This window comes from Kitasatospora sp. NPDC034533, from assembly GCF_055575155.1.
The window spans coordinates 144,331-167,908 of the sequence record NZ_JBVITE010000014.1; the positions used below are offsets into that span (position 1 = coordinate 144,331).

4 protein-coding genes are annotated in these 23,578 nt (G+C 76.9%); 3 read left to right on the top strand and 1 reads right to left on the bottom strand.

The window, feature by feature from the left end:
• Position 1: 1 nt before the first annotated feature.
• The 3 genes from ACZ55U_RS13405 (at position 2) to ACZ55U_RS13415 (ending at position 20,753) form a co-directional block, all read left to right on the top strand.
• Complete coding sequence (locus ACZ55U_RS13405) at positions 2-19,897, top strand: non-ribosomal peptide synthase/polyketide synthase (protein WP_465525698.1); 19,896 nt, start codon at positions 2-4, stop codon at positions 19,895-19,897.
• Between the two features lie 86 nt (positions 19,898-19,983).
• Positions 19,984-20,187, top strand: coding sequence for an MbtH family protein (locus ACZ55U_RS13410; RefSeq protein ID WP_465525700.1), 204 nt, complete (start codon positions 19,984-19,986; stop codon positions 20,185-20,187).
• 56 nt (positions 20,188-20,243) lie between these two features.
• Entirely contained in the window at positions 20,244-20,753 is a 510-nt protein-coding gene (locus ACZ55U_RS13415; RefSeq protein WP_465525703.1) for a GNAT family N-acetyltransferase, read from the top strand.
• Positions 20,754-20,822: 69 nt separating this feature from the next.
• Here the strand turns inward: ACZ55U_RS13415 and ACZ55U_RS13420 are convergent, their stop codons facing one another.
• The gene (locus ACZ55U_RS13420) at positions 20,823-23,447 is read right to left on the bottom strand and encodes a SpoIIE family protein phosphatase (RefSeq protein WP_465525705.1); all 2,625 of its coding nucleotides are present in this window, start codon (positions 23,445-23,447) and stop codon (positions 20,823-20,825) included.
• Positions 23,448-23,578 lie beyond the last annotated feature (131 nt).

Below are 23,578 nucleotides of genomic sequence, written 5' to 3' on the forward strand. Positions count from 1 at the left end.
CATGACGCCTGAGACGCCTTCCAAGCGGGAGCGCGCCGCCGCCCTGCCCGCCGACCTGCGCGAGGCCCTGCGGCAGCGACTGGCCGGCAAGGCCGGCGGCGCGCGGACGGCCGCCGAGCGGGCCATCCCGCGCGCCGACCGCACCCGGCCCCTGCCGCCCTCCTTCGTCCAGCAGCGGCTCTGGTTCCTGGACCGGCTGCGCCCCGGCGACCCGCGCTACAACAGCGCCGTCGCCCTGCGGTTCACCGGAGCGCTGGACCGCGCGGCGCTCGCCGCCGCGCTCACCGCCGTGGTGGCGCGCCACGAGGCGCTGCGCACCGTCTTCGCCGAGGACGACGGCCGGCCGGTGCAGACCGTACGGCCGGCCGGGCCGGTGGAGCTGCCGCTCCGGGAGCAGGCCGCGGGAGAGAGCCTGGACGCGATCCTGCTCCAGGAGTACTCACGCCCCTTCGACCTCGGGCAGGGGCCGCTGCTGCGCGCCCTGCTGGTGGCCGAGCCGTCGGGCGGCCACGTACTCCAGCTGACTGCCCATCACATCGTCACCGACGGCTGGTCGATGGGCGTCGTCCTGGACGAGCTGTGCACCGCCTACGACGCCCTGGCCCGCGGCGCCGAGCCCGAGCTTCCCGAAGTCGCCACCCAGTACCCGGACTTCGCGCTCTGGCAGCGCGAGCGGCTGTCCGGCGACCGGCTGGAGAGCCAACTCGCCTACTGGAGGCGGAAACTGGCCGGCGTGGTACCGGCCGGGCTGCCGCTGGACCACCCCCGGCGCGGCGAGGAGGCCGGCCCCGGAGCCCTGCACACCTTCACCGTCCCCGCGCCCCTCACCGCCCGGCTGCGCTCCCTCGCGGCCGAGCGGCAGGGCACCCTCAACACCGCGCTGGTGGCCGGCACCCAGGCGCTGCTGGCCCGCTGGTCCGGCCGGCCGGACGTCACCGTCGGCTCCCTGCTCGCCGGGCGCACCCGCACCGAGCTGGAACGGGCCGTCGGCTGCTTCGTCAACACGGTGGTGCTGCGCACCCGGGTGGAGCCGGAAGCCTCCTTCCGCGAGCTGCTCGCGGCCGCCACCGAGACCGGCAACGACGCCCTGGCGCACGGTGAGACGCCCTTCGAGCGGCTGGTCGAGGCGGTCGGCGCGCCCCGCGAGGCCGGCCGCAACCCGCTGTTCGACGTCCTGGTGCTGCTGCACCCCGCCCCGCCCGCGGCCGGCGCCCCGCACGGACTCGCCACCGCCCCGGTCACCGTGCCCCGGCAGGCCGCCACCTTCGACCTCAGCGTGGAGTTCGTCCCCGACGGCGAGGCGCTCACCGGCGTCCTGGAGTACCGCGCGGACCTGTTCGACGCGGCGACCGCCCGCCGGATGGCCGAGCAGCTGCTGCGGCTGCTGGAGGGCGCCGCCGCCGAGCCGGACCGGCCGCTCGCCACCCTGCCGCTGCTCTCCGAGCGGGAGACCGAGCAGGTCACCCGGGACTGGAACGCCACCGCCCTGCCCGTCGAGCCGGCCGGCCACCCCGAACTGTTCCGCCGCCGGGCCGCCTCGACCCCGGGCGCGCTCGCGCTGGTCGCGGGGCAGGAGCGGCTCGACTACGCGACCCTGGACGACCGCGCCGAACGGCTCGCCCGCCGGCTCCGCGCCCTGGGCGCGGGCCCGGAGCGGCTGGTCGCCCTGCGGCTGCCGCGCACCGCGGACCTGGTGGTGGCGGTCCTCGCCGTCTGGAAGGCCGGCGCCGGGTACCTGCCGCTGGATCCGGCGCTGCCGGAGGAGCGCGTCCGCTACCTGCTGGCGGACGCCCGTCCGGCCCTGGTGCTGGACGAGGAGGCGCTGCGCACCCTGCCGGACCCCGGCCCCGGCGAGCCCGCCGACCCCGGCCCGCTCGCCCCGCCGGACCTCGACACCACCGCGTACGTGCTCTACACCTCGGGCTCCACCGGCCGCCCCAAGGGCGTCACCGTCCCGCACCGCGCGCTGGCCAACCTGCTCGCCGCCCACCGGGCGGGCTTCGTCGCCGACGCCGGCGGCGGCCCGCTGAACGTCGCGCTCACCGCCTCCTTCTCCTTCGACACCTCGCTGGAGGGCGTGCTGCTGCTGGCCGACGGCCACCCGCTGCACCTGGTGGACGAGACCACCCGGATGGACCCCGCCGCCCTGGTCGAGTACGTGGTGCGCCACCGGATCGACTTCCTCGACCTCACCCCCTCCTACCTGCGCCAACTGCTGCCCGCCGGGCTGCTCGACGACCCCCGCCACCGCCCCCGGGTGCTGATGCTCGGCGGCGAGGCCGTCACCCCCCGGCTCTGGCGCGAGCTGGCCGCCCGACCCGGGGTGGCCGCCTACAACTACTACGGCCCCACCGAGTGCACCGTCGACGCGCTCGCCTGCCGGATCGACGGCGGGGACCGGCCGCTGGTCGGCCGGCCGCTGCCCAACGTCCGCGCCTACGTCCTGGACGGGCGGCTCCGGCCGGTGCCGCCCGGGGTGAGCGGCGAACTCCACCTGGCCGGCGAGCAGGTCGCCCGCGGCTACGCCGGCCGCCCGGGTCTGACCGCCGCCCGCTTCACCGCCGACCCGTACGGCCCGCCCGGCGCCCGGATGTACCGCACCGGGGACCTGGCCCGCTGGACCACCGACGGGCGCCTGGAGTACCTCGGGCGCGCCGACGACCAGGTCAAGGTGCGCGGCCACCGGATCGAACCCGGCGAGATCGAGGCGGCCCTGCTCGACCTGCCGGAGGTCGCCGCCGCCGCCGTCATCGCCGTCCCCGACGCCCACGGGCACCACCGGCTGGCCGCCTACCTGGTCTTCGCCGAAGACGCCGCCGGGCCGGCCGCCGGCCCCGCCTCCGGCCAGTCCGCCGAACGGGCCGCCGAGCCGGCCGTCCGCTCCACCGCCGACCTGCGCGCCGCGCTGCGCCGGGTGCTGCCCGACCACCTGGTGCCCTCCTCCTTCACCGTGCTCGACGCGCTGCCGCTCACCACCAGCGGCAAGGTGGACCGCCGCGCCCTGCCCGCCCCCGAACCCGACGTCCGGGCCGGGGAGTTCGTCGCCCCCCGGACTCCGCAGGAGGCGGCCCTCGCGGCCATCTGGGCCGAGGTGCTGGGCGTGCCCCGGGTCGGCGTCACCGACAACTTCTTCGAACTGGGCGGCGACTCGATCCTGAGCATCCAGGCCGTCTCCCGGGCCCGCGCGGCGGGCCTGCGGATCGGCTCCCAGGACGTCTTCCGCCACCAGACCGTCGCCGACCTGGCCGCCGCCGCCCGCACCGCCGAGGCGCCCGCCGCCGAACCGCGCCACCAGGACGGCCCGGCCCCGCTCACCCCCGTCCAGGAGTGGTTCTTCGCCGCCCACGGCCCGCTGCGGCACTTCACCATGTCGCTGCTGCTCGACCTGCCGCACGGGCTGGACGAAGCGGCCCTGGACCGGGCGCTGAGCGCGGTGGTGTCCGCCCACCCGGCGCTGCGCACCCGCTTCACCCGCACCGCCGAGGGCCGGCGTCAGGAACCCGTCGCCGACGCCGGGCGGCTGCTGCACCGACTCGACGCCCACGGCGACCGCGAGCGCGCCGCCGAGGCCGCCCGCGCCGAACTGGACCCGGCCACCGGCGCCCTGCTGCGCGCCGTCCTGTTCCGCGCACGGGACACCGGGACGCGGCCCCAGCTGTTCCTGACCGCCCACCACCTCGCCGTGGACAGCGTCTCCTGGCGCGTGCTGCTCACCGACCTGGCACAGGCCTACCGGCAGGCCGCGGCGGGCGGGACCCCGAGCCCCGCGCCCGCGCCCACCGCGTTCACCGAATGGGCCCACCGGCTCGCCGGGTTCGTCCGGGCCGGCGGCCTGGACGAGGAGCTGGCGTACTGGACCGCCGAGACCGCCGCCCCCGCCGAGCCGCTGCCCGTCGACCTCCCCGGCACGCCCACGGCCGGCTCGGTGCGCACCCTGCGCAGCCGGCTCGACCGGGCCACCACCGAGGCGCTGCTGCGCAAGGTCCCCGAGGTCTACCGCACCCAGGTCAACGACGTGCTGCTCAGCGCGCTGGGCCGGGCCCTCGCCGACTGGACCGGCGCCGGGAGGGTCACCGTCGCGCTGGAGGGCCACGGCCGCGAGGAGCTGTTCGACGGCCTCGACCTCTCCCGCACCGTCGGCTGGTTCACCACCCAGTACCCCGTCACCCTCACCCCGGTCGGTCCGGCCGAGGCCCCGGACTGGGCCGCCACCCTGAAGCAGGTCAAGGAGCGGTTGCGCGCCGTGCCCCGGCGCGGCCTCGGCTACGAGGCCCTCGCCCGGCTCGGCTCGCCCGCCCCCGGCGCCGAGGCCCTGCGGGACGTCCCGCTGCCCCAGGTCAGCTTCAACTACCACGGCCAGTGGAGCGCCCCAGAGAGCGGCGACTTCGCCCCCGCCGGGGAGGCCCCCGGCCGGGACCTCGCCCCGGACGAGCCGCTGGACCACCTGCTGGACATCGCCGCCGTGGTCGCCGACGGCGAGCTGGAACTCACCTGGCACTACAGCGACCAGGTCCACCGGGCGGAGACCGTACGGGAGTTGGCCGAGGCGGTGAGCGCCGCCCTGCGCGCCGTCGTCGAGCACTGCGCCCGCCCCGGCGCCGGCGGCCGCACCCCGTCGGACTTCCCGCTGGCCGGCCTCGACCAGGCCGCGCTGGACCGCCTGGTCGGCGACGGCCGGGAGGTCGCGGACCTGCTGCCGCTCACCCCGCTCCAGGAGGGCATGCTCTTCCACCGCCTGGTCGGCGGCCCCGACGACGTCTACCTGGACCAGGCCGCCCTGCTGCTGGACGGCGTCGCCGACCCGCAGGCCCTCGCCCTGGCCTGGCAGCGGGTCGCCGACCACACCCCGGCGCTGCGCACCTCGGTGGTCTGGGAGGACGTGCCCGCCCCGCTCCAGGTGGTGCGCCGGGGCGTCCGGCTGCCGGTCACCCACCTCGACCTGCGGGCCGTCGACCCGGCCGAGCGGGCCGCGCGGCTGGCCGAACTGAGCGCCGAGGACCTCGCCCGGGGCCTGGACATCGCCAGCGCCCCGCTCACCCGGCTCACCATGGTCCGGCTGCCCGACGCCCGGCTCCAACTGCTGTGGACCTCCCACCACCTCGTCCTGGACGGCTGGAGCCTCGCCCAGGTGCTCAGCGACGTGTTCGAGGAGTACGCGGCGCTCACCACCGGCGGCGCGCCCGCCCCGGCGGTGCGCCGGCCCTTCGCCGACTACGTGCGCTGGCTGGCCGAGCAGGACGCCGAAGCCGCCCGCGCCCACTGGCGGTCCGTCCTGGACGGCTTCGCCACCGCCACCCCGCTGCCCGTCGACCGGGTCCGGCGCGAGGCCCACCGCGCCCGCTCGGCCGCCACCCACACCGCCGCGCTGTCCGAGGAGGTCTCCGAGCGGCTCGCCCGCACCGCCCGGCGCTCCGGCCTGACCCTCGGCACCGTGGTGCAGGGCGCCTGGGCGCTGCTGCTGTCCCGCTACAGCGGCGAGCCCGACGTCCTGTTCGGCACCACCGTCTCCGGGCGGCCCGAGGAACTGCCCGGCGTCGAGTCGATGATCGGCATGTTCATCAACACCCTTCCGACCAGGGTCCGGGTGGACGGCGCCCGCACCGCCGGCGACTGGCTGCGGGAACTCCAGGAGGCCCAGGCCGAGGCCCGCCGCCACTCGGCGGTCTCGCTCGCCGAACTCACCGGCTTCAGCGACGTCCCCGCCGGCAGCGCGCTGTTCGACAGCATCGTCGCCTTCGAGAACTACCCCTTCGACGACGCCCGCGCCGCCGGCACCGGGGTGCGCCTGCTGGAGGTCTCCTCCCGGGACGCCACCAGCTTCCCGCTGGTGCTGCGCGCCTACCAGGGCGAGCGGCTCGGCTTCGACCTCGCCTACGACCCCGAGCTGTTCGACGCCGAGACCGTCCGCGCCCTCGCCGGGCGGCTCCGCCTGGTGCTCACCGAGCTGGCCGCCGGAACGGACCGCCCGCTGCGCGAGCTGGCCTGGACCACCGAGCAGGAGCGCCGCCGGCTGCTGGTCGACTGGAACGGCACCGCCGAGGGCCGCCCCGAGCGCACCCTGGTCGAGCTGTTCGAGGCGCAGGCCGCCCGGACCCCGCACGCCGAGGCCGTCGGCTGCGCCGAGGAGCGCCTCGACTACGCCGAGCTGGACGCCCGGGCCGGCCGGCTCGCCCACCGGCTGGCCGAGTTCGGCGCCGGTCCCGAGCGGTACGTCGCCCTCGCGCTGCCGCGCACCGCCGACCTGGTGGTGGCCGTCCTCGCCGTCCTCAAGACCGGCGCGGCCTACCTGCCGCTGGACCCGGGCCTGCCCGCCGGACGCCGGGAGGAACTGCTGCGCGACGCCGCCCCGGTGGCGCTGGTCACCCGGGAGGAGCCGGACGGCGTCGGCGTCCCCGTCCTCGCGCTGGCCGACCCCGGGGTGCGCGCCGACCTCTCCCGCCGCCCGTCCGGCCCGCTCGGCCCCGGCCACCGCCCGCTGCCGGACAGCCCCGCCTACGCCATCTTCACCTCCGGCTCGACCGGCCGCCCCAAGGGCGTGGTGGTGCCGCACGCCAACGTGGTGCGGCTGTTCGAGCAGACCCGGGAGCGGTTCGGCTTCGGCGCCGAGGACGTCTGGACGCTGTTCCACTCCTACACCTTCGACTTCTCGGTCTGGGAGCTGTGGGGCCCGCTGCTGCACGGCGGCCGGCTCGTGGTGGTGCCCGAGTCCACCGCCCGCTCCCCGGAGGACTTCCTGCGGCTGCTCGCCGAGGAACGGGTCACCGTCCTCAACCAGACCCCGTCCGCGTTCCACCAGCTGGCCCGCGCCGACGCCGAACACCCGGAGCTGTCAAGCCGGTTGGCGCTGCGCACGGTGGTCTTCGGCGGCGAGGCGCTGGACGTCACCCGGCTCGCCGACTGGTACCGGCGCCACCCCGAGGACGCGCCGCGCCTGGTGAACATGTACGGCATCACCGAGACCACCGTGCACGTCACCCACGTCGAGCTGGACCGCGCGACCGCCGCCGAGCCCGGCCCCGGCCCGATCGGCACCGGCATCGCCGACCTGCGGCTGTACCTGCTCGACGGCGACCTCGCCCCGGTGCCCCCGGGCGCCGTCGGCGAACTGTACGTGGCCGGCGAGGGCCTGGCCCGCGGCTACCTCAACCGGCCCGGGCTGACCGCCACCCGCTTCCTCGCCGACCCGTTCGGCGCCCCCGGCACCCGGATGTACCGCACCGGCGACCGGGCCCGCCGGCAGGCCGACGGCACCCTGCGCTACCTGGGCCGCGCCGACCAGCAGGTCAAGATCCGCGGCTACCGGATCGAACCCGGCGAGATCGAGGCCGCCCTCCAGACCCACCCGGGCGTGGGCCTGGCCACCGTCGGCGTCCACCAGGACGCGGCCGGCACCCGCCGGCTGGTCGCCCACGTGGTCGGCGAGGGCGCCGTGCCGCCCCCCTCGGCCGCGGAGCTGCGCGCCCACCTGGAACGGCTGCTGCCCGCCTACCTGGTGCCCGCCGCCTACGTCCCGCTGGCCGCCCTGCCGCTCACCCCCAACGGCAAGCTCGACCGGCGCGCCCTGCCGCTGCCCGGCCCTGACGGCTTCGCGGCCGGCCGCGAGCGCACCGCGCCCCGCACCCGCGCCGAACGGCTGGTCGCCGAGGCCTGGACGGAGGTCCTGGACGCCGGGGAGATCGGCGCCGAGGACGACTTCTTCGCCCTCGGCGGGGACTCCATCCTCGCCGTACGCGTCACCGCCCGGCTGCGCGCCGCCTTCGGCGCCGCCGACCTCTCGCCCCGGCTGCTGTTCACCCACCCGGTGCTCGCCGACCTGGCCGACGCGCTCGGCACCCCCGGCGGGGGCACGGCGGCGCCCGTCATTCCCGCCGCCGACCCGGCCGCCGAGCCGCCGCTCTCCCACGCCCAGCAGCGGCTCTGGTTCCTCGACCGGTTCGAGCCCGGCAGCACCGAGTACAGCTCGCTGTCGGTGCTGCGGCTGCGCGGAGCCCTCGACCGGGCCGCGCTGGCCGGAGCCCTGGACGCGCTGGTCGAGCGGCACGAGGCGCTACGGACCACGTACGCCGAACGGGACGGCCGGGCCCGGCAGGTGGTCCACCCGCCCCGGCCCGTCGAACTGCCCTGCGAGGACGTCGCCCCGGAGGACCTGGACGCCCTGGTGGAGCGGATCGCCGCCACCCCCTTCGACCTCGAAGCCGGCCCGGTGCTGCGCGCCCGCCTCGCCCGTACGGCCGCCGACGAGCACGTCCTGGTCCTGGCCGTGCACCACATCGCCACCGACGGCTGGTCGATGGGCGTGCTGGGCCGCGACCTGGGCGAGCTGTACGCCGCCGTCGTCGAGGGCCGCCGGCCGCGACTGCCCGCGCTGCCCGTCCGGTACACCGACTACGCGGCCTGGCAGCGCACCCGCACCGCCGCCGCCGAGGCCGACCTCGACCACTGGCGCCGGGCCCTGGACGGCCTCGCGCCGCTGGAGCTGCCCACCGACCGGCCGCGCCCGGCGGTGCGCGGCCGGGAGGGCGCGCTGGTCACCTTCGCCGTGCCCGCCGAGCTGACCGCCCGGCTGCGCGAACGCGGCCGGGAGGCCGACGGCACCCTCTACACCGTGCTGCTGGCCGCCTGCCAGGTGCTGCTGGCCCGTTGGACCGGCCGGCGCGACATCGCCGTCGGCACCGTCACCTCCGGCCGCGAGCAGGGCGAACTGCACGACGTGGTCGGCATGTTCGTCAACACCCTGGTGCTGCGCGGCGACATCCGCCCCGAGCTGCCCTTCCACCGGCTGCTGACCGCCGCCCAGCGCACCGTGCTGGCGGCGCTGGCCCACCAGGAGGTGCCCTTCGAACGGCTGGTGGACGTCCTCCAGCCGGAGCGCGACACCAGCCGCACCCCGCTGTTCCAGGTCATGGTGGCGCTGCACAACCTCGGCGCCGAGGCGCCCCGGCTGCCCGGCCTGACGGTGGAACCGCTCACCCCGCCGGTCCGCAACGCCGCCTTCGACCTGTCCTTCGACTTCGCCGAGCACGACGGCGGCCTGACCGGCTACCTGGAGTACAGCACCGGGCTGTTCGACGAGAGCACCGCCCGGCGGCTGGCCGACGCGCTGGGCACCCTGCTGGCCGCCGCCGCCGAAGCGCCCCACACGCCCGTCGGGGCGCTGCCGCTGATGACCGAGGACGAGCGCGGCGCGGTGCTGCGGCAGGGCCGGGGCGAGCCGCTGCCCGCGCCGGACACCACCTTCACCGCCCTGTTCGAGGCGCAGGCCGCCCGCACCCCCGGCGCCACCGCCCTGGTCGCCCGGGACGCCACCCTGGACTTCGCCGCCCTCAACGCCCGCGCCAACCGGCTCGCCCGCCACCTGGCCGCCCTCGGCGCCGGCCCGGAGCAGGTGGTCGCCGTGCGGCTGCCGCGCACCTCCGAGCTGATCGTCGCCCTGCTCGGGGTGCTCAAGGCGGGCGCCGCCCTCCAGTTCGTCGACCCGGACCTGCCCGAGGAGCGGGCCGCCCTGCTGCTCGACGACAGCCGGCCCCGTACGGTGCTGACCGAGCGGGCCCTCGGCGAGGTGCCCTGGGACGACCTGCCGGGCCACGACCTGACGGACGCCGAGCGAACGGCCCCGCTGCTGCCGGAGCACGCCGCCTACCTCATCCACACCTCGGGATCGACCGGCCGCCCCAAGGGCGTGGTCGTCGAGCACCGCCAGCTGGTCAACCTCTGCCACGACCACCGGGCCGGGGTGCTCGCGCCGCACACCGCCGACGGCCGCCGGCTGCGGGTCGCGCTCAGCGCCTCGCTCTCCTTCGACACCAGCTGGGAGGCCCCGCTACTGCTGGCGTTCGGCCAGGAGCTCCACCTGATCGACGAGGAGACCCGGCTCGACCCGCAGGGCTTCCGCGCCCTGGTCGTCGACCGGCGGATCGACGTCGTCAACGTCACCCCCTCCCTGCTGCGCGAACTCACCGCCGCCGGACTGCTCGCCCCCGCCCCGCACCACCCGCGCGTCCTGCTGCTCGGCGGCGAGGCCGTCCCCGCCGCCACCTGGCGCGAACTGTGCGCCGCCCAGGCCGAGTTCGGCGTCACCACCTACAACCTGTACGGGCCCACCGAGTGCACCGTCGACTCCGCGTACGCCCGCTGCGCCGACCACCCCGAGCGCCCGGTGATCGGCCGCCCGGGGCGCGGCACGCGCGCCTACGTGCTGGACGGCGCGCTGCGCCCGGTGCCGCCCGGCATGCCGGGGGAGCTGTACCTCGCCGGGCGGCAGGTCGCCCGCGGCTACCTGAACCGGCCCGGGCAGACCGCCGCCCGCTTCCTCGCCGACCCGTACGGCGAGCTGTTCGACGACCCGGGCGCCCGGATGTACCGCACCGGCGACCTGGCGCGCTGGGACGCGCACGGGCAGCTGGAGTTCCTCGGCCGGGCCGACGCCCAGATCAAGATCCGCGGCTTCCGGATCGAGCCCGGCGAGGTGGAGGCCGCGCTGCTGACCCACCCCGACGTCGCCGACTGCGCCGTCGCCGCCCGCGACCAGGGCGGCCGGACCCTGCTGGTCGGCTACCCGGTGCCGGCGGGCCGCCGGGTGCCGCCCGCCGAGGAGCTGCGGGCCTGGCTGCGCCGCACCCTGCCCGACCACCTGGTGCCCACCGCCTACGTCCCGCTGGCCCGCATCCCGCGCACCACCAGCGGCAAGACCGACCGCCGCGCCCTGCCGGCCCCGCCCGCCCAGCCGGACCGCACCACGCCGTACGTCGCCCCGCGCCCCGGCACCGAGCAGAAGCTCGCCGCCATCTGGGCCGAGGTGCTGGGCGTGGAACGGGTCGGCGCCCGGGACAACTTCTTCACGCTCGGCGGCGACTCCATCCTCAGCATCCAGATCGTCTCCCGGGCCCGCGCCGCCGGACTCTCCCTCACCACCAAGGACGTCTTCCGCTACCAGAACATCGCCGAACTCGCCCTCACCGCCGGCGAGTCGACGGAGGCACCGGAGGCCGGCGGCGCCGAGCCCGGCGAGGCGCCGCTCACCCCGATCCAGCACTGGTACCTCGACGGCCGCCGCCCCGGCGACGCGCTGCGCTTCACCATGACCCAGCGGTTCTCGCTCGCCCCCGACACCGACCCGTCCGCCCTGAGGACGGCGGTGCTCGCCCTGGTGGACCGCCACCCGGCGCTGCGCACCCGCTTCCGCCACGGCGCGTCCGGCTGGCGCCAGGAGGTCCGGGACCAGGCACCGGACGGCCTCTTCAGCCACCACCCGGCCGCCGCCGAGGAGCGGGTGCGCAGCGCCGCCGAGGAGGCCCAGCGCTCCCTCGACCCGGTCGAGGGCCGGATGCTGCACGCCCTGCACTTCGCGGGTGACGCCGAACGGCCCGGCCAACTCGTGCTCACCGTCCACCACCTGGCCGTGGACGGCGTCTCCTGGCGGATCCTGCTGGCCGACCTCGAAGCGGCCTACCGCGCCGCGCGCACCGGTGCCCCCGTCGGCCTGCCGGAGCCGGGCACCTCCTACGCCCGCTGGGCCACCCGGCTGGAGCGCCACACCCGCTCCGGCGCCCTGGACGGCGACACCGCCTACTGGACCCGCACCGGCCAGGCCCCCGCCGAGCTGCCCGCCGGGCGCCCCGGCGCCAACACCCACGGCACCGCCGCCACCCTCACCGTCACCCTGGACGAACCGGCCACCGAGGCGCTGCTGCGCCGTGTCCCGGCCGTCTACCGCACCCAGGTCAACGACGTCCTGCTCAGCGCGCTGGGCCGCACCCTAACCCGCTGGTGCGGCCGGGACACCGTGCTGATCGGGGTGGAGGGCCACGGCCGCGAGGACCTGTTCGCCGACCAGGACCTGTCCCGGACGGTCGGCTGGTTCACCGCGGAGTTCCCGCTCGCCCTGCGCGTCGACCCCGAGGCCGGCTGGCACGACACCCTGCGCTCCGTCAAGGAGCAGCTGCGCGCCGTCCCGCTGCGCGGCCTCAGCCACGGCGCGCTGCGCCACCTGCGCCCCGGCGCCCTGCCGGCGGCCGCGGCGGCCCCGCTGGTCGGCTTCAACTACCACGGCCAGTGGGAGGCCCACGGCGGCGCGGACGGGCTGCTGCGCGGCTCGCTGCCCCCGGCCGGGCGGGACACCGACCCGGACGAGCCCCGCCCCTACCTGCTGGACGTCATCGGCGCGGTCCAGGACGGCCGGCTCGAACTCGGCTGGACCTACCCCCCGGCCGTCTACGACGAGGCCACCGTCCGCGCCCTGGCCGAGCAGACCCTCCAGGCGCTGCGCGACCTGGCCGAGCACTGCGCCCGCCCCGGCGCCGGCGGCCGCACCCCGTCGGACTTCCCGCTGGCCGGCCTCGACCAGGCCGCGCTGGACCGCCTGGTCGGCGACGGCCGGGACACCGAGGACGTGCTGCCGCTGACCCCGTTGCAGTCCGGCATGCTCTTCCACGGGCTGGTCGACCGGGACGGCGCCTACGTCGACCGGATCGCCGTCCGGCTGGCCGGCGTCGCCGACCCGGAGGCCTTCGCCGAGGCCTGGCAGCAGGTCGCCGACCGTACCCCGGCGCTGCGCACCGCCGTGCACTGGCGCGGCCTGCCGCACCCCGTCCAGCTGGTCGCCCGCCACGCCGCGCTGCCCGTCCGCCACCTGGACTGGCGCGCACTGCCGCCCGAGCGGCGCGCCGCCGAGACCGAGCGGCTGCTCGCCGAGGAGCGGGCCGCCGGGCTGGACCTGGGCACCGCGCCGCTCACCCGGCTGGCGCTGGCCGCGCTGCCCGACGGCGAGGTGCTGCTGCTGTGGTCCACCCACCACCTGATCCTGGACGGCTGGAGCACCGGGCAGCTGCTCACCGAGGTGTGCGAGGAGTACGCGGCCCGCACCGGCGGGCCACAGGCGCCCCGGCCGGTCCGGCGGCCGTTCGCGGACTTCCTGGCCTGGCTGGGCGAGCAGGACGGACAGGCCGCCGAGGAGCACTGGAGCTCCGCGCTGGCGGGGTTCACCGAACGGACCGCGCTGCCCTACGACCGCCGGCCCGCCGGAGCCCACCGCGCCCGCGCCACCGCCTCCGTCCACCGCGCCCTGGACGAGGCGCTCTCCACCCGGCTGCGGGAGATCGCCGCCGCCGCCGGGCTGACCGTCAACACCCTGGTGGAAGGCGCCTGGGCGCTGCTGCTGGCCCGGTACGCGGGCGTCGAGGACGTGGTCTTCGGCACCACCGTCTCCGGACGCCCGGCCGAACTGCCCGGCGTCGAGACGATGATCGGCCTGTTCATCAACACCGTGCCGTGCCGGGTGCGGATCCCGGGCGGCGGCGTGCGGGCCTGGCTGCGCGACCTCCAGGCCCGGCAGAGCGACGGCCGCCGGCACGACCACCTCGCGCTGCCCCGCATCCAGGGCCTGAGCGAACTGCCCACCGGGGAGCCGCTGTTCGACAGCATGCTGGTGTTCGAGAACTACCCCGTCGACGAGTCGGCCGCCGACCGCACCGGGGTCCGGGTGGTCGAGGTGCGCGCCGACGACGCCACCACCTTCCCCTGGTGCCTGCGCGCCCACCTCAGCGGGCAGCTCGCCTTCGACCTGGCGTACGACCCGGCGCTGTTCGACGAGCGGACGGCCCGGGACGCCGCCGACCGCCTCGCCCTGCTGCTGACCGCCCTCGCCGACGGCCTGGACGGCGAGCTCGCGGCGCTGGACCCGCTCACCCCCGCCGACCGCGAACTGCTCGCCGCCTGGGACACCACCGCCCGCCCGGCGGCGCCGAGCAGCCCGCTGCGGATCTTCGCCGAGCGGGTCCGCAGCGCCCCCGACGCCCCCGCCGTGCGCGACGGCGGCCGGGAGCTGACGTACCGCGCGCTCGACGACTGGTCCGACCGGCTCGCGGCCCGGCTGCTGGCCGACGGGCTGGCCCCCGAAGGCCGGGTCGCGCTGGTCATGGACCGGAGCGCCGAACTGGTCGTCGCCCAGCTGGCCGTGCTCAAGGCGGGCGGCGCCTACCTGCCCGTCGACCTGCGCGCCCCCGGGGAGCGCCGCCGCGCCCTGCTCGACCGGGCCGGCGCGGCCGTGACGCTCACCGCCGAGCGGGTCGCCGCCGTCCGGGACGACGCGGCCACCTCGGATCGGCCGGCGGCCGACCCGGACCGGCTGGCGTACGTGATGTACACCTCCGGCTCCACCGGCGAGCCCAAGGCCGTCGCCGTCCGCCACCGTGACGTGGCCTCGCTCGCCACCGACGGCCGCTTCGCCGACGGCAGCTGCGCCCGGGTGCTGCTGCACTCGCCGGTCGCCTTCGACGCCGCCACCTTCGAGGTGTGGGCGCCGCTGCTGAACGGCGGCTGCGTGCTCGTCGCCCCCGACGGGCCGGTGGACGCCGCGCTGCTGCGCCGGCTCGCCGGACCGCAGGGGCCGACCGCGCTCTGGCTCACCGCCGGGCTGTTCCGGCTGCTCGCCCAGGACGCCCCGGACTGCTTCACCGGCCTGCGCACCCTGTGGACCGGCGGGGACGTGGTGCCTGCCGCCGCCGTGCGCCGGGTGCTGGCGGCCTGCCCCGGGCTGACCGTCGTGGACGGCTACGGACCCACCGAGACCACCACCTTCGCCACCGCCCACGCCCTGTCCGACGCCGCGGCGGTGCCCGGCACCGTCCCGATCGGCCACCCGCTGGACGACCGCCGGGTCCACGTCCTGGACCGGCGGCTGCGGCCCGTCCCGCCCGGCTGCGCCGGTGAGCTGTACCTGGCCGGCGAGGGCGTCGCCCGCGGCTACCTGGGCCGCCCCGGCGCCACCGCCGCCCGCTTCCTCGCCGACCCGGCCGGCCCGCCCGGCGCCCGGATGTACCGCACCGGGGACCTCGCCCGGCGCCGCCCCGACGGCACCGTCGAGTTCCTCGGCCGCGCCGACGACCAGGTGAAGATCCGCGGCTTCCGGGTCGAGCCCGCCGAGGTGGAGGCCGCCCTGGCCGCTCACCCGCTGGTCACCGACGTGGCCGTGGTCGTCCGCGAGGACCGGCCCGGCGCCCGCCGGCTGGTCGCCTACCCGGTCGGCGCCGCCGACCCAGAGGAACTGCGGGCCTTCGCCGCCCGCGCCCTGCCCGACTACCTCGTCCCGGCCGCCTTCGTCCCGCTCGGCGCCCTCCCGCTGAGCCGCAACGGCAAGGTCGACCGCTCCGCCCTCCCGGCACCGGAGCCCGGCGACGGGCGCCGCGAACGGGTCGAGCCGCGCACCGACGCCGAACGCCGCACCACCGAGGTGTTCGCCGACGTCCTCGGCATCCGCCCGCCCGGCACCGACCGGAGCTTCTTCGAACTGGGCGGCGACTCCATCCTCAGCATCCGGCTCGCCGCCCGCCTCGCCGAGGCCTTCGGCACCGACCTCGGCCCCCGCGCCGTCTTCGACCACCCCACCCCGGCCGGCCTGGCCCGGCTGCTCACCTCGGAGCCGGCCACCCCGGCCCGCCCGCCCGTCCTCCCGGTGCCCCGGGACGGCGCGGCCCCGATGTCCTACGCCCAGCAACGCCTCTGGTTCCTGGAGGAGTTCGCACCCGGCGGTGCCGAGTACGTCACCGCGCTCGCGCTGCGGCTGCGCGGCGCCCTCGACGTCGGCGCGCTCGGCGCGGCCCTGACCGCCCTGGCGGCCCGGCACGAAGCGCTGCGCACCACCTTCGACAGCGTCGACGGCCACGGCGTCCAGCTCGTCCACCCGCCGGCGCGGGTGCCGCTGCCGCTGCACGACCTCTCCGGCCGGCCCGAACGGGCGCTGCGCGAACTGCTCGCCGCCGAACGCGCCCGCCCCTTCGACCTGCGCCGTGGCCCGCTGCTGCGCACCGCGCTCGCCCGGCTCGGCGACGGCGACCACGTGCTGGCGCTGACCCTGCACCACATCGTCACCGACGGCTGGTCCACCGGCGTGCTGCTCTCCGACCTGGCCCACCTCTACCGCGCCGAACTCGGCTCCGCCGGAGCCCCGTTGGCGCCCCTGCCGGTGCAGTACGCCGACTACGCGCACTGGCAGCGCACCACCGGCGCCCCCGCCGAGGAACAACTCGACTACTGGAAGCGCCAGTTGGACGGCGTCGCGGCGCTGCGGCTGCCCACCGACCGGCCCCGGCCCGCGGTGCGCACCAGCCACGGCGCCACCGCCCGGCTGGAGCTGCCCGCCGAGACCGCCCGCCGGCTCGCCGAGGTCGGCCGCGAGCGCGGCGCCACCCTGTTCACCACCCTGGTCGCCGCCGCCCAGGCCTACCTGGCCCGGCTCGGCGGGGACACCGACATCGCCGTCGGCACCGTCACCTCCGGCCGCGACCGGGCCGAGGTCCAGCAGCTCGTCGGGTTCTTCGTCAACACCCTGGTGCTGCGCTCCCGGGTCGACCCCGGGCAGCCCTTCGCCGGGCTCCTCGGCGAGGTGCGGCAGACCGTCCTGGACGCCTTCGCCCACCAGGACGTGCCCTTCGAGAAGGTGGTGGACGCCCTCCAGCCGGAGCGTGACACCAGCCGCAGCCCGCTCTTCCAGGTCCTGGTCGTGCTCCAGAACACCCCGGCCGCCGAACTCGACCTGCCGGGCCTGGAGGTGACCGACGTCGAGACCGACAACACCCGGACCGCCTTCGACCTGGTGCTGGAGTTCGCCGAGGCCGACGGCGGCGCGCTGCACGGCCTGCTCACCTACAACACCGACCTGTTCGACCCGGCCACCGTCGAACGGATGGCCGGCCAGCTCGCCGCCCTGCTCACCGCCGTCGCCCGGGACCCGGAGCGCGCCGTCGGAGCCCTCCCGCTGGCCGGCCCGGACGCCCCGGCCGCCGAGCCGGGCGGGGCCTTCCGCCCGGTGCCCGAGGCCACCCTGCCCGAACTGTTCGAACGCCGGGCGGCCCGCACCCCCGAGGCACCGGCCCTGCTCGACGGCGCGCGGCAGCTGACCTACGCCGAACTGGACCGGGCCGCCAACCGGCTGGCCCACCAGCTGATCGCGCGCGGCGTCGGACCGGAGCGGCTGGTCGCCCTCGCCCTGCCCCGCTCGGCGGCCGTGGTGGTCGCCCAGCTCGCCGTCGCCAAGGCCGGCGGCGCCTTCCTCCCGGTCGACCCGGACTACCCGGCGCCCCGGCGGGAGTTCATGGTCCGCGACGCCGGCGCCCACCTGGTGCTCGACGACCCGGCCCTGGTCTGGACCGCCGACGGCCCGGACACCGCCCCCACCGACGCCGACCGCGCCACCGCGCTCACCCCCGCCCACCCGGCGTACGTCATCTACACCTCCGGCTCCACCGGCACCCCCAAGGGCGTCGTGGTCACCCACGCCGGACTCGCCGTCTTCGCCGCTGCCGCCGCCGAGCGGTACGCCGTCGGACCCGGCGACCGGGTGCTCCAGTTCGCCTCGCCCAGCTTCGACGCCTCCGTGCTGGAGCTGTGCGCCTCCCTGCTCTCCGGGGCCGCGCTGGTCACCGGCGAGGAGGGCCCGCTGGTCGGCGAGCGGCTCGCCGAGGTGCTCGCCGCCCGCCGGATCAGCCACACCCTGATCCCCCCGGCGGCGCTCGCCACCATGGACCCGGCGACGGCCGCCGCGCTGCCCGACCTGCGCACCCTGATCGTCGGCGCGGAGGCCTGCCCGGCCGACCTGGTCGACACCTGGGCCCCCGGCCGGCGGATGGTCAACTCCTACGGCCCCACCGAGGCCACCGTGGTCGCCAGCTGGACCGGCCCGCTGGCCCCCGGCACCGGCGCCCCCGCCATCGGCCACCCCAGCGGCGCCACCCGCGCGTACGTCCTGGACACCGCCCTGCGGCCGGTGCCGCCCGGCGTCACCGGCGAGCTCTACCTGGCCGGACCGGGCCTCGCCCGCGGCTACCTCGGCCGCCCCGGCCTCACCGCCCGGCGCTTCCTCGCCGACCCGCACGGTGCCCCGGGCAGCCGGATGTACCGCACCGGCGACCTCGCCCGCCGCGACGCCGACGGCCAACTGCGCTTCGCCGGCCGCGCCGACGAGCAGATCAAACTGCGCGGCTTCCGGATCGAGCCCGGCGAGATCGAGAGCGCGCTGCGCCGCAGCCCCCTGGTGCGCGACGCCGTCGTCACCGTCCGCCCCGACGGGCCCGGCGGCGGCCGGCTGGTCGCCTACGTCGTCCCCGCCGACGCCGCCGAGGGCGCACCCGCCCTCGACCTGCGCCTCCACCTGGCCGAGTCACTGCCCCCGCACCTCGTCCCCGCCGCCTTCGTGGCGCTGGAGCGGCTGCCGCTCACCCCCAACGGCAAGACCGACCGGCGGGCCCTGCCCGACCCCGGGCCCGTCCAGGCCACGGCCGCCCCCGGCCGGGCGCCGGAGACCGGCACCGAACGCCGGATCGCCCGGATCTGGGCCGACGTCCTCGGCCTCGAACGGGTCGGCGCCGACGACAACTTCTTCCTGCTCGGCGGCGACTCCATCCTCAGCATGCAGGTGGTCTCCCGGCTGCGCCGCGACGGCCTGCACCTCGCCACCCGGGACCTGTTCAGCCACCAGACCGTGGCCGAACTCGCCGCCGTCGTGCGCACCGCCTCCGAAGGCGCCGACGACGGCCCGGTCACCGGGGACGTCCCGCTCACCCCCATCCAGGAGTGGTTCCTGACCACCCCGCGCGCCGCCCACCACCACTTCAACCAGTCCACCCTGCTCGAACTCACCGCCGACCCCGACCCGAAGGCCCTGGCCGCCGCACTGGAGGCCCTGCTGGAACACCACGACGGCCTGCGGATGCGCTTCACCCGCGACGAGAGCGGCTGGCACCAGTTCAACCCGCCGCCCGCCCCCGCCGAGGACCTCCTGCTCCGCTACGACCTGGCCGGACAGTCCGCCGGGGCCGCCGACCTCGCCATGGCCAAGGCCGCCGACGAACTCCACGCCGGCTTCGACCTCGCCACCGGCCCGCTGCTGCGCGCCGCCCTGTTCACCGGCCACCCGGAGCACCCCGCGCTGCTGCTCCTGGTCGCCCACCACCTGGTCGTCGACGCCGTCTCCTGGCGGATACTGCGCGACGACCTGGAGAGCGCCCACCGACAGGCCGTCCAGGGCGGGGCGATCACCCTGGGGGAGCGCGGCACCTCCTTCCGGGAGTGGGCGCACCGGCTCTCCGCCCACGTCGCCGAGGGCGGGCTCGACCACGAACTCCCCTACTGGCAGGAGGCGGTGAGCGCCCGAGCGGCCCTGCCCGGCGCCCGGCCCGCGCCCGGCGGGGACAGCGGAGGCGACGACGGCGCGCGTGCGGCCGTCACCGTCGAACTCGACGAGGCGGACACCGAGGCGCTGCTGCGCGCCGCCCCCGCCGCCTACCGCACCCGGGTCAACGACGTGCTGCTCGCCGCCCTCGCCCTCGCCCTGGCCCGCTGGAGCGGACAGCCGAGGATCGGCCTGGACCTGGAGGGCCACGGCCGCGAGGACCTGCTGGAGGGCGTCGACCTGACCCGTACGGTCGGCTGGTTCACCACCGTCCACCCCGTCGCCTTCGACGTCCCCGACCCCGACGACCTCGGCCCGGACCGCGACTGGCGCGCCCTGGTGAAGTCCGTCCGCCGGCAGCTGCGCGCGGTGCCCGGCAACGGGCTGGGCTTCGGCGCGCTGCGCACCTTCGGCAGTCCCGAGGTCCGCGAGCGGCTCGCCGCCGGCGGCCACGGCCAGGTGGTCTTCAACTACCTCGGCCAGTGGGACGCCAAGCCCGGGAGCGCCGGCCACGGCCTGGTCCGCGCCGAACTCGGCTCCTACGGCCAGGACCACGACCCCCGGGACGGCGGCTCCCACTCGCTGGAGGTGGTCGGCGCGGCCCAGCACGGGCGCCTGGCCTTCACCTGGCACCACCGGCCCGCCGTCCACGGCACCGAGGCCGTGCGCCGGGCGGCCGAGGACTTCGCCGAGGCCCTGCGGCGGATCGCCCGGCACGCCCGGGAAGGACGGTGACCGGCCCCCACCACGACCCGCACCCAGGACCGGACGCACCGAAGACCGGACGCACCGAAGAACCGACGATGACGAAGGAGCCCGACATGGACGAGAACACCCGCTACCAGGTGCTGCGCAACGACGAGGAGCAGTACTCCCTGTGGCCCGCCGACCTGGAGGTACCGGCCGGCTGGCAGCCCGTCGGCACGGAGGGCACCGAGGCCGAGTGCACCGCGTACGTCGACGAGGTGTGGACCGACATGCGCCCCAGGAGCCTGCGCGAGCGCATGGAGAACGCCGGAGCCTGACCGGCCGCCGTCCCGGCCGCCGCACCACCGAACACCACGAACCCGAGGAGAGCACCATGACCCCTCCGCTGCGCACCGAGCACCTGGAGTTCATCCCCTACCGGCCCGAGGACGAGGACCACTTCGTCGCCCTGCTCCGCGACGCGGAGGTGTGCCGCTGGATGGGACAGGACCAGGTGCCCGAGCCGGACATCCGCACGCTGTTCCGCGCGATCCTCAGCGACGTCTACCCGCAGGCCCTCTTCGACGTGTGGGGCCTGTGGGCCGACGGCGAGTACGCGGGCCACGCCGAGGTCAAGCGCACCGGCAACGTCGACGGCCACGAGCTGGTCACCGCGCTGGCCCCCCGGTTCTGGGGCCGGGGCCTGGGCGGCGAGGTGGTGCGCGGCCTGATCCGCTACGCCGGCGAGGAGCTGGGGCTCAAGGAGGTCTACGGCATGGTCGGCGCGGAGAACGTCCCGAGCCTGACGATGTGCCGGCGGCTGGGTTTCCGGCACCTGCGCGACGTCGTCGGCGACGACGGCTCGGTGACGAAGCTGGTGGCCGTCTCCACCGACCGGGCCTGACCGGACCGGGCCCGCGGCACACCGCGGGTCCCTCGGACCGCCCCACCCGGGCCGCCCGGCCGCCCCCGGTCATCCGGGTGGCGCGACCCGCAGCGTGAGCAGGGCGATGTCGTCGTCGCTCTCCGCGCCGAGGGCGATGACGAGTTCGTCGCAGAACACGTCCAGCGGCGCCCGGGCGAGGGCGGCGGTGTGCCGGCGCAGCCGGTCCATCGAGTCGTCGAGGGACTGCCCCCGGCGTTCGATCAGGCCGTCGGTGTACAGCAGCAGGGTGGAGCCCGGCGGCAGGTGGTCCAGGGCCGTGGGGCGGGGCAGGTCCGGGTCCATGCCCAGCAGCAGGCCCGCGCCCCCGGTCAGGAAACGGGTCTCGCCGTCGCGGGTGGTGAGCAGCGGCGGCAGGTGGCCGGCGGCGGAGTGGAGCAGCTCCGCGGGGCCCGCCTCGCCGCCCTTGACGAGTGCGTAGACGCAGGTCGCCGTGGACTGCGGGGTGAGGGTGGTGCTCGCCCGGTCCAGCTGGCGCAGCACCTCGCCGGGCGGCTCCTGACGGTCGACGGCGATGCCGCGCAGCATGTTGCGCAGGGCGCTCATGGCCACGGCGGCCCGCAGGTCGTGCCCCGCCACGTCGCCGATGACGAGCACCAGGCCGCCGTCGGGCAGGAGGAAGGCGTCGTACCAGTCCCCGCCGATCTCGGCGGTGGTGCTGGAGGGGACGTAGCGGGCCACCAGGTCCAGGTGGCCGACCTCGGGAAGGTCCGGCAGCAGGGCGCGCTGGAGGCGCTCGGCGGTGCGCCGGGTGTGCTGGTGCAGCCGGGCGTTGTCCACCCCGAGGGCGATCCCCCGGACCAGTTCCGCGACCAGCAGTACGTCGTCGGTGGTGAACGGGTGCTCGTCACGGGTGCGCACCAGGGTCAGGGCGCCGAGGACCTCCCGGCGGGCCCGGAGCGGGGCCATGATCGCGGTACTGGCGCCCAGGCGCTCGAACAGCTCCAGCTGCCGGGCCTCCAGCGGGCTCTGGGCCCGTTCGGGCGGAGCGAAGTCGGTGACCAGCAGCGGGCCCGCGCCGCGCATCACCCGGGGCAGGGAGCCCTGGGTGTCCTCGGCCAGTGGCGGCAGCCGGCCCAGCAGCGCCGGGGGCACCTGCGCCTGCGGGTCGCCGTGGACGACGCAGACCCGTTCCACCCCGGCCCCGTCCAGGAGGTCCGCCACGCACCAGTCGGCCAGCCGCTCGGTGAGGACCCGGCAGACCCGGAGCAGCCGGTCGTGCAGGTTCAGGGTGCTGCTGAGCGCGCTGCCGGTGTCGGCCAGCAGGGACAGCCGGTCCAGCGCCGCCCGGTCGACGCTCGCCCGGGTCGACTTGCTGGTGGTGGTGGGCAGGTGGACCGGGCCGGGTTCCGTCCGCGGGCCGTGCAGGTTGCGCAGCCCCTGCGGGTCCTGCGGCGCGCCGGAGGGGCCGGTGCGCGCGGTGAGCTGGGCGACGAACACGGTGCGCCCGTCGATCGCCTCCTGGGTCTGGACGCACAGCCGGACGGGGATCAGCCGGCCGTCCCGGTGCAGCGCGGGCAGCGGGACGGAACGGCCCAGGATGCGGGGCTGTCCGGTGAGCAGCAGGGAGGTGAAGGCGGCCTCGTGCCGGCCGCGCAGGTGCTCGGGGATCAGCGTGGTGAGCCGCTCCCCGACGAGCTCCCGCGGCGACCAGCCGAGCAGGTCGGCCGCGGCGGCGTTCACCGCGATGATCCGGTTGAGGTCGTCGGCCGCGACGGTCGGTTCGGTGGCGGCCTCCACCTCGCTCGCGTCCCACGGGGCCAGCTCGGTGGGGGTGCCGCTCGGGGCATCGGGGTTCATCGTCCAGGCGGTGGGGTCCGCGCCGGACAGCTGGGAGGTGATCTGGTCGAACAGCCACTCCCGGAAGGCCCGGATCTGGGGGAGCGCCGGGAGGGTGAGCAGGGTTTCCTGCTGGGCGGCCGTCTCGGCGCCGTCGAGCACCCGGGCGAGGGTGGCGATGGCCGGGGCGGCGTGCGCGGGGAAGGCCACGAGCAGGGAAAGCGTCGAACTGTCCGGGGTCTCCTGCTGCACCGAGGCCGTCATGCACTCGCTGACGGTGTTCCCGGCGTCCCGGGCGGTGGCCAGGTCCTCCTGGGACACGCCCACGCGCTCCTTGGTGCAGCCGTCGAGGTACAGCTCCCGCAGCAGGCTCTCCCACTGCTGCTGCGCCGCCCAGTACAGGGCGTACGGGACGTCGATCAGCGTCACGTTCGCGGTCGGGCAGGCCGGCGCCACGGTCTCCCAGGCGGAGGCCGGGGGGTCCGGCCGCCCGGGCCACAGCTCGAACCAGACCGTCTTGCGGTCCGCGTCGCTGTGGACGCCGTGACTGGGCGCCAGCTCCTCCACCAGACCCAGCCCGCGCCCGGTGCCGGCGTACGGGTGCTGGTCGTGCGGCACCAGGCCGACGTCCGGCCGCCGGTCGCTGACCCGCACCAGCACCCGGCCGTCCTCCGACCAGGCCTGCACCTCGAACTCGGTGCGCGCGTGCAGGACGGCGTTGGCCGTGAGTTCGCTGGTCAGCAGCTCGGCGGTGTCCACCGCCTCCGGCGGGGCGCCGGCCAGGGCCGACCGTACGAACCGCCGCGCCAGCGCGACGTTCTCCGGGGCCGGGGCGAAGCGCCGCGTCGGTGTCCCGGGCGGACCGAGGATGCCCATACCGGGCTTCTGCTCGGAAACACCGGCCCTAAAAGGGGCTCTCCTGCCGTATGTGTGGATGCGCTGATCTACGGCTGGACGTGAAACACGCCGTCCTCTGTGATCCTTGAGGTGTCGAAGCCCAAATTGGA

What these genes read in the sequence shown, in the direction of transcription:
- ACZ55U_RS13420 (WP_465525705.1), bottom strand. Translation starts at nt 23,447, where the DNA reads ATGGGCATCCTCGGTCCGCCCGGGACACCGACGCGGCGCTTCGCCCCG.
- ACZ55U_RS13405 (WP_465525698.1), top strand. Translation starts at nt 2, where the DNA reads ATGACGCCTGAGACGCCTTCCAAGCGGGAGCGCGCCGCCGCCCTGCCC.
- ACZ55U_RS13415 (WP_465525703.1), top strand. Translation starts at nt 20,244, where the DNA reads ATGACCCCTCCGCTGCGCACCGAGCACCTGGAGTTCATCCCCTACCGG.
- ACZ55U_RS13410 (WP_465525700.1), top strand. Translation starts at nt 19,984, where the DNA reads ATGGACGAGAACACCCGCTACCAGGTGCTGCGCAACGACGAGGAGCAG.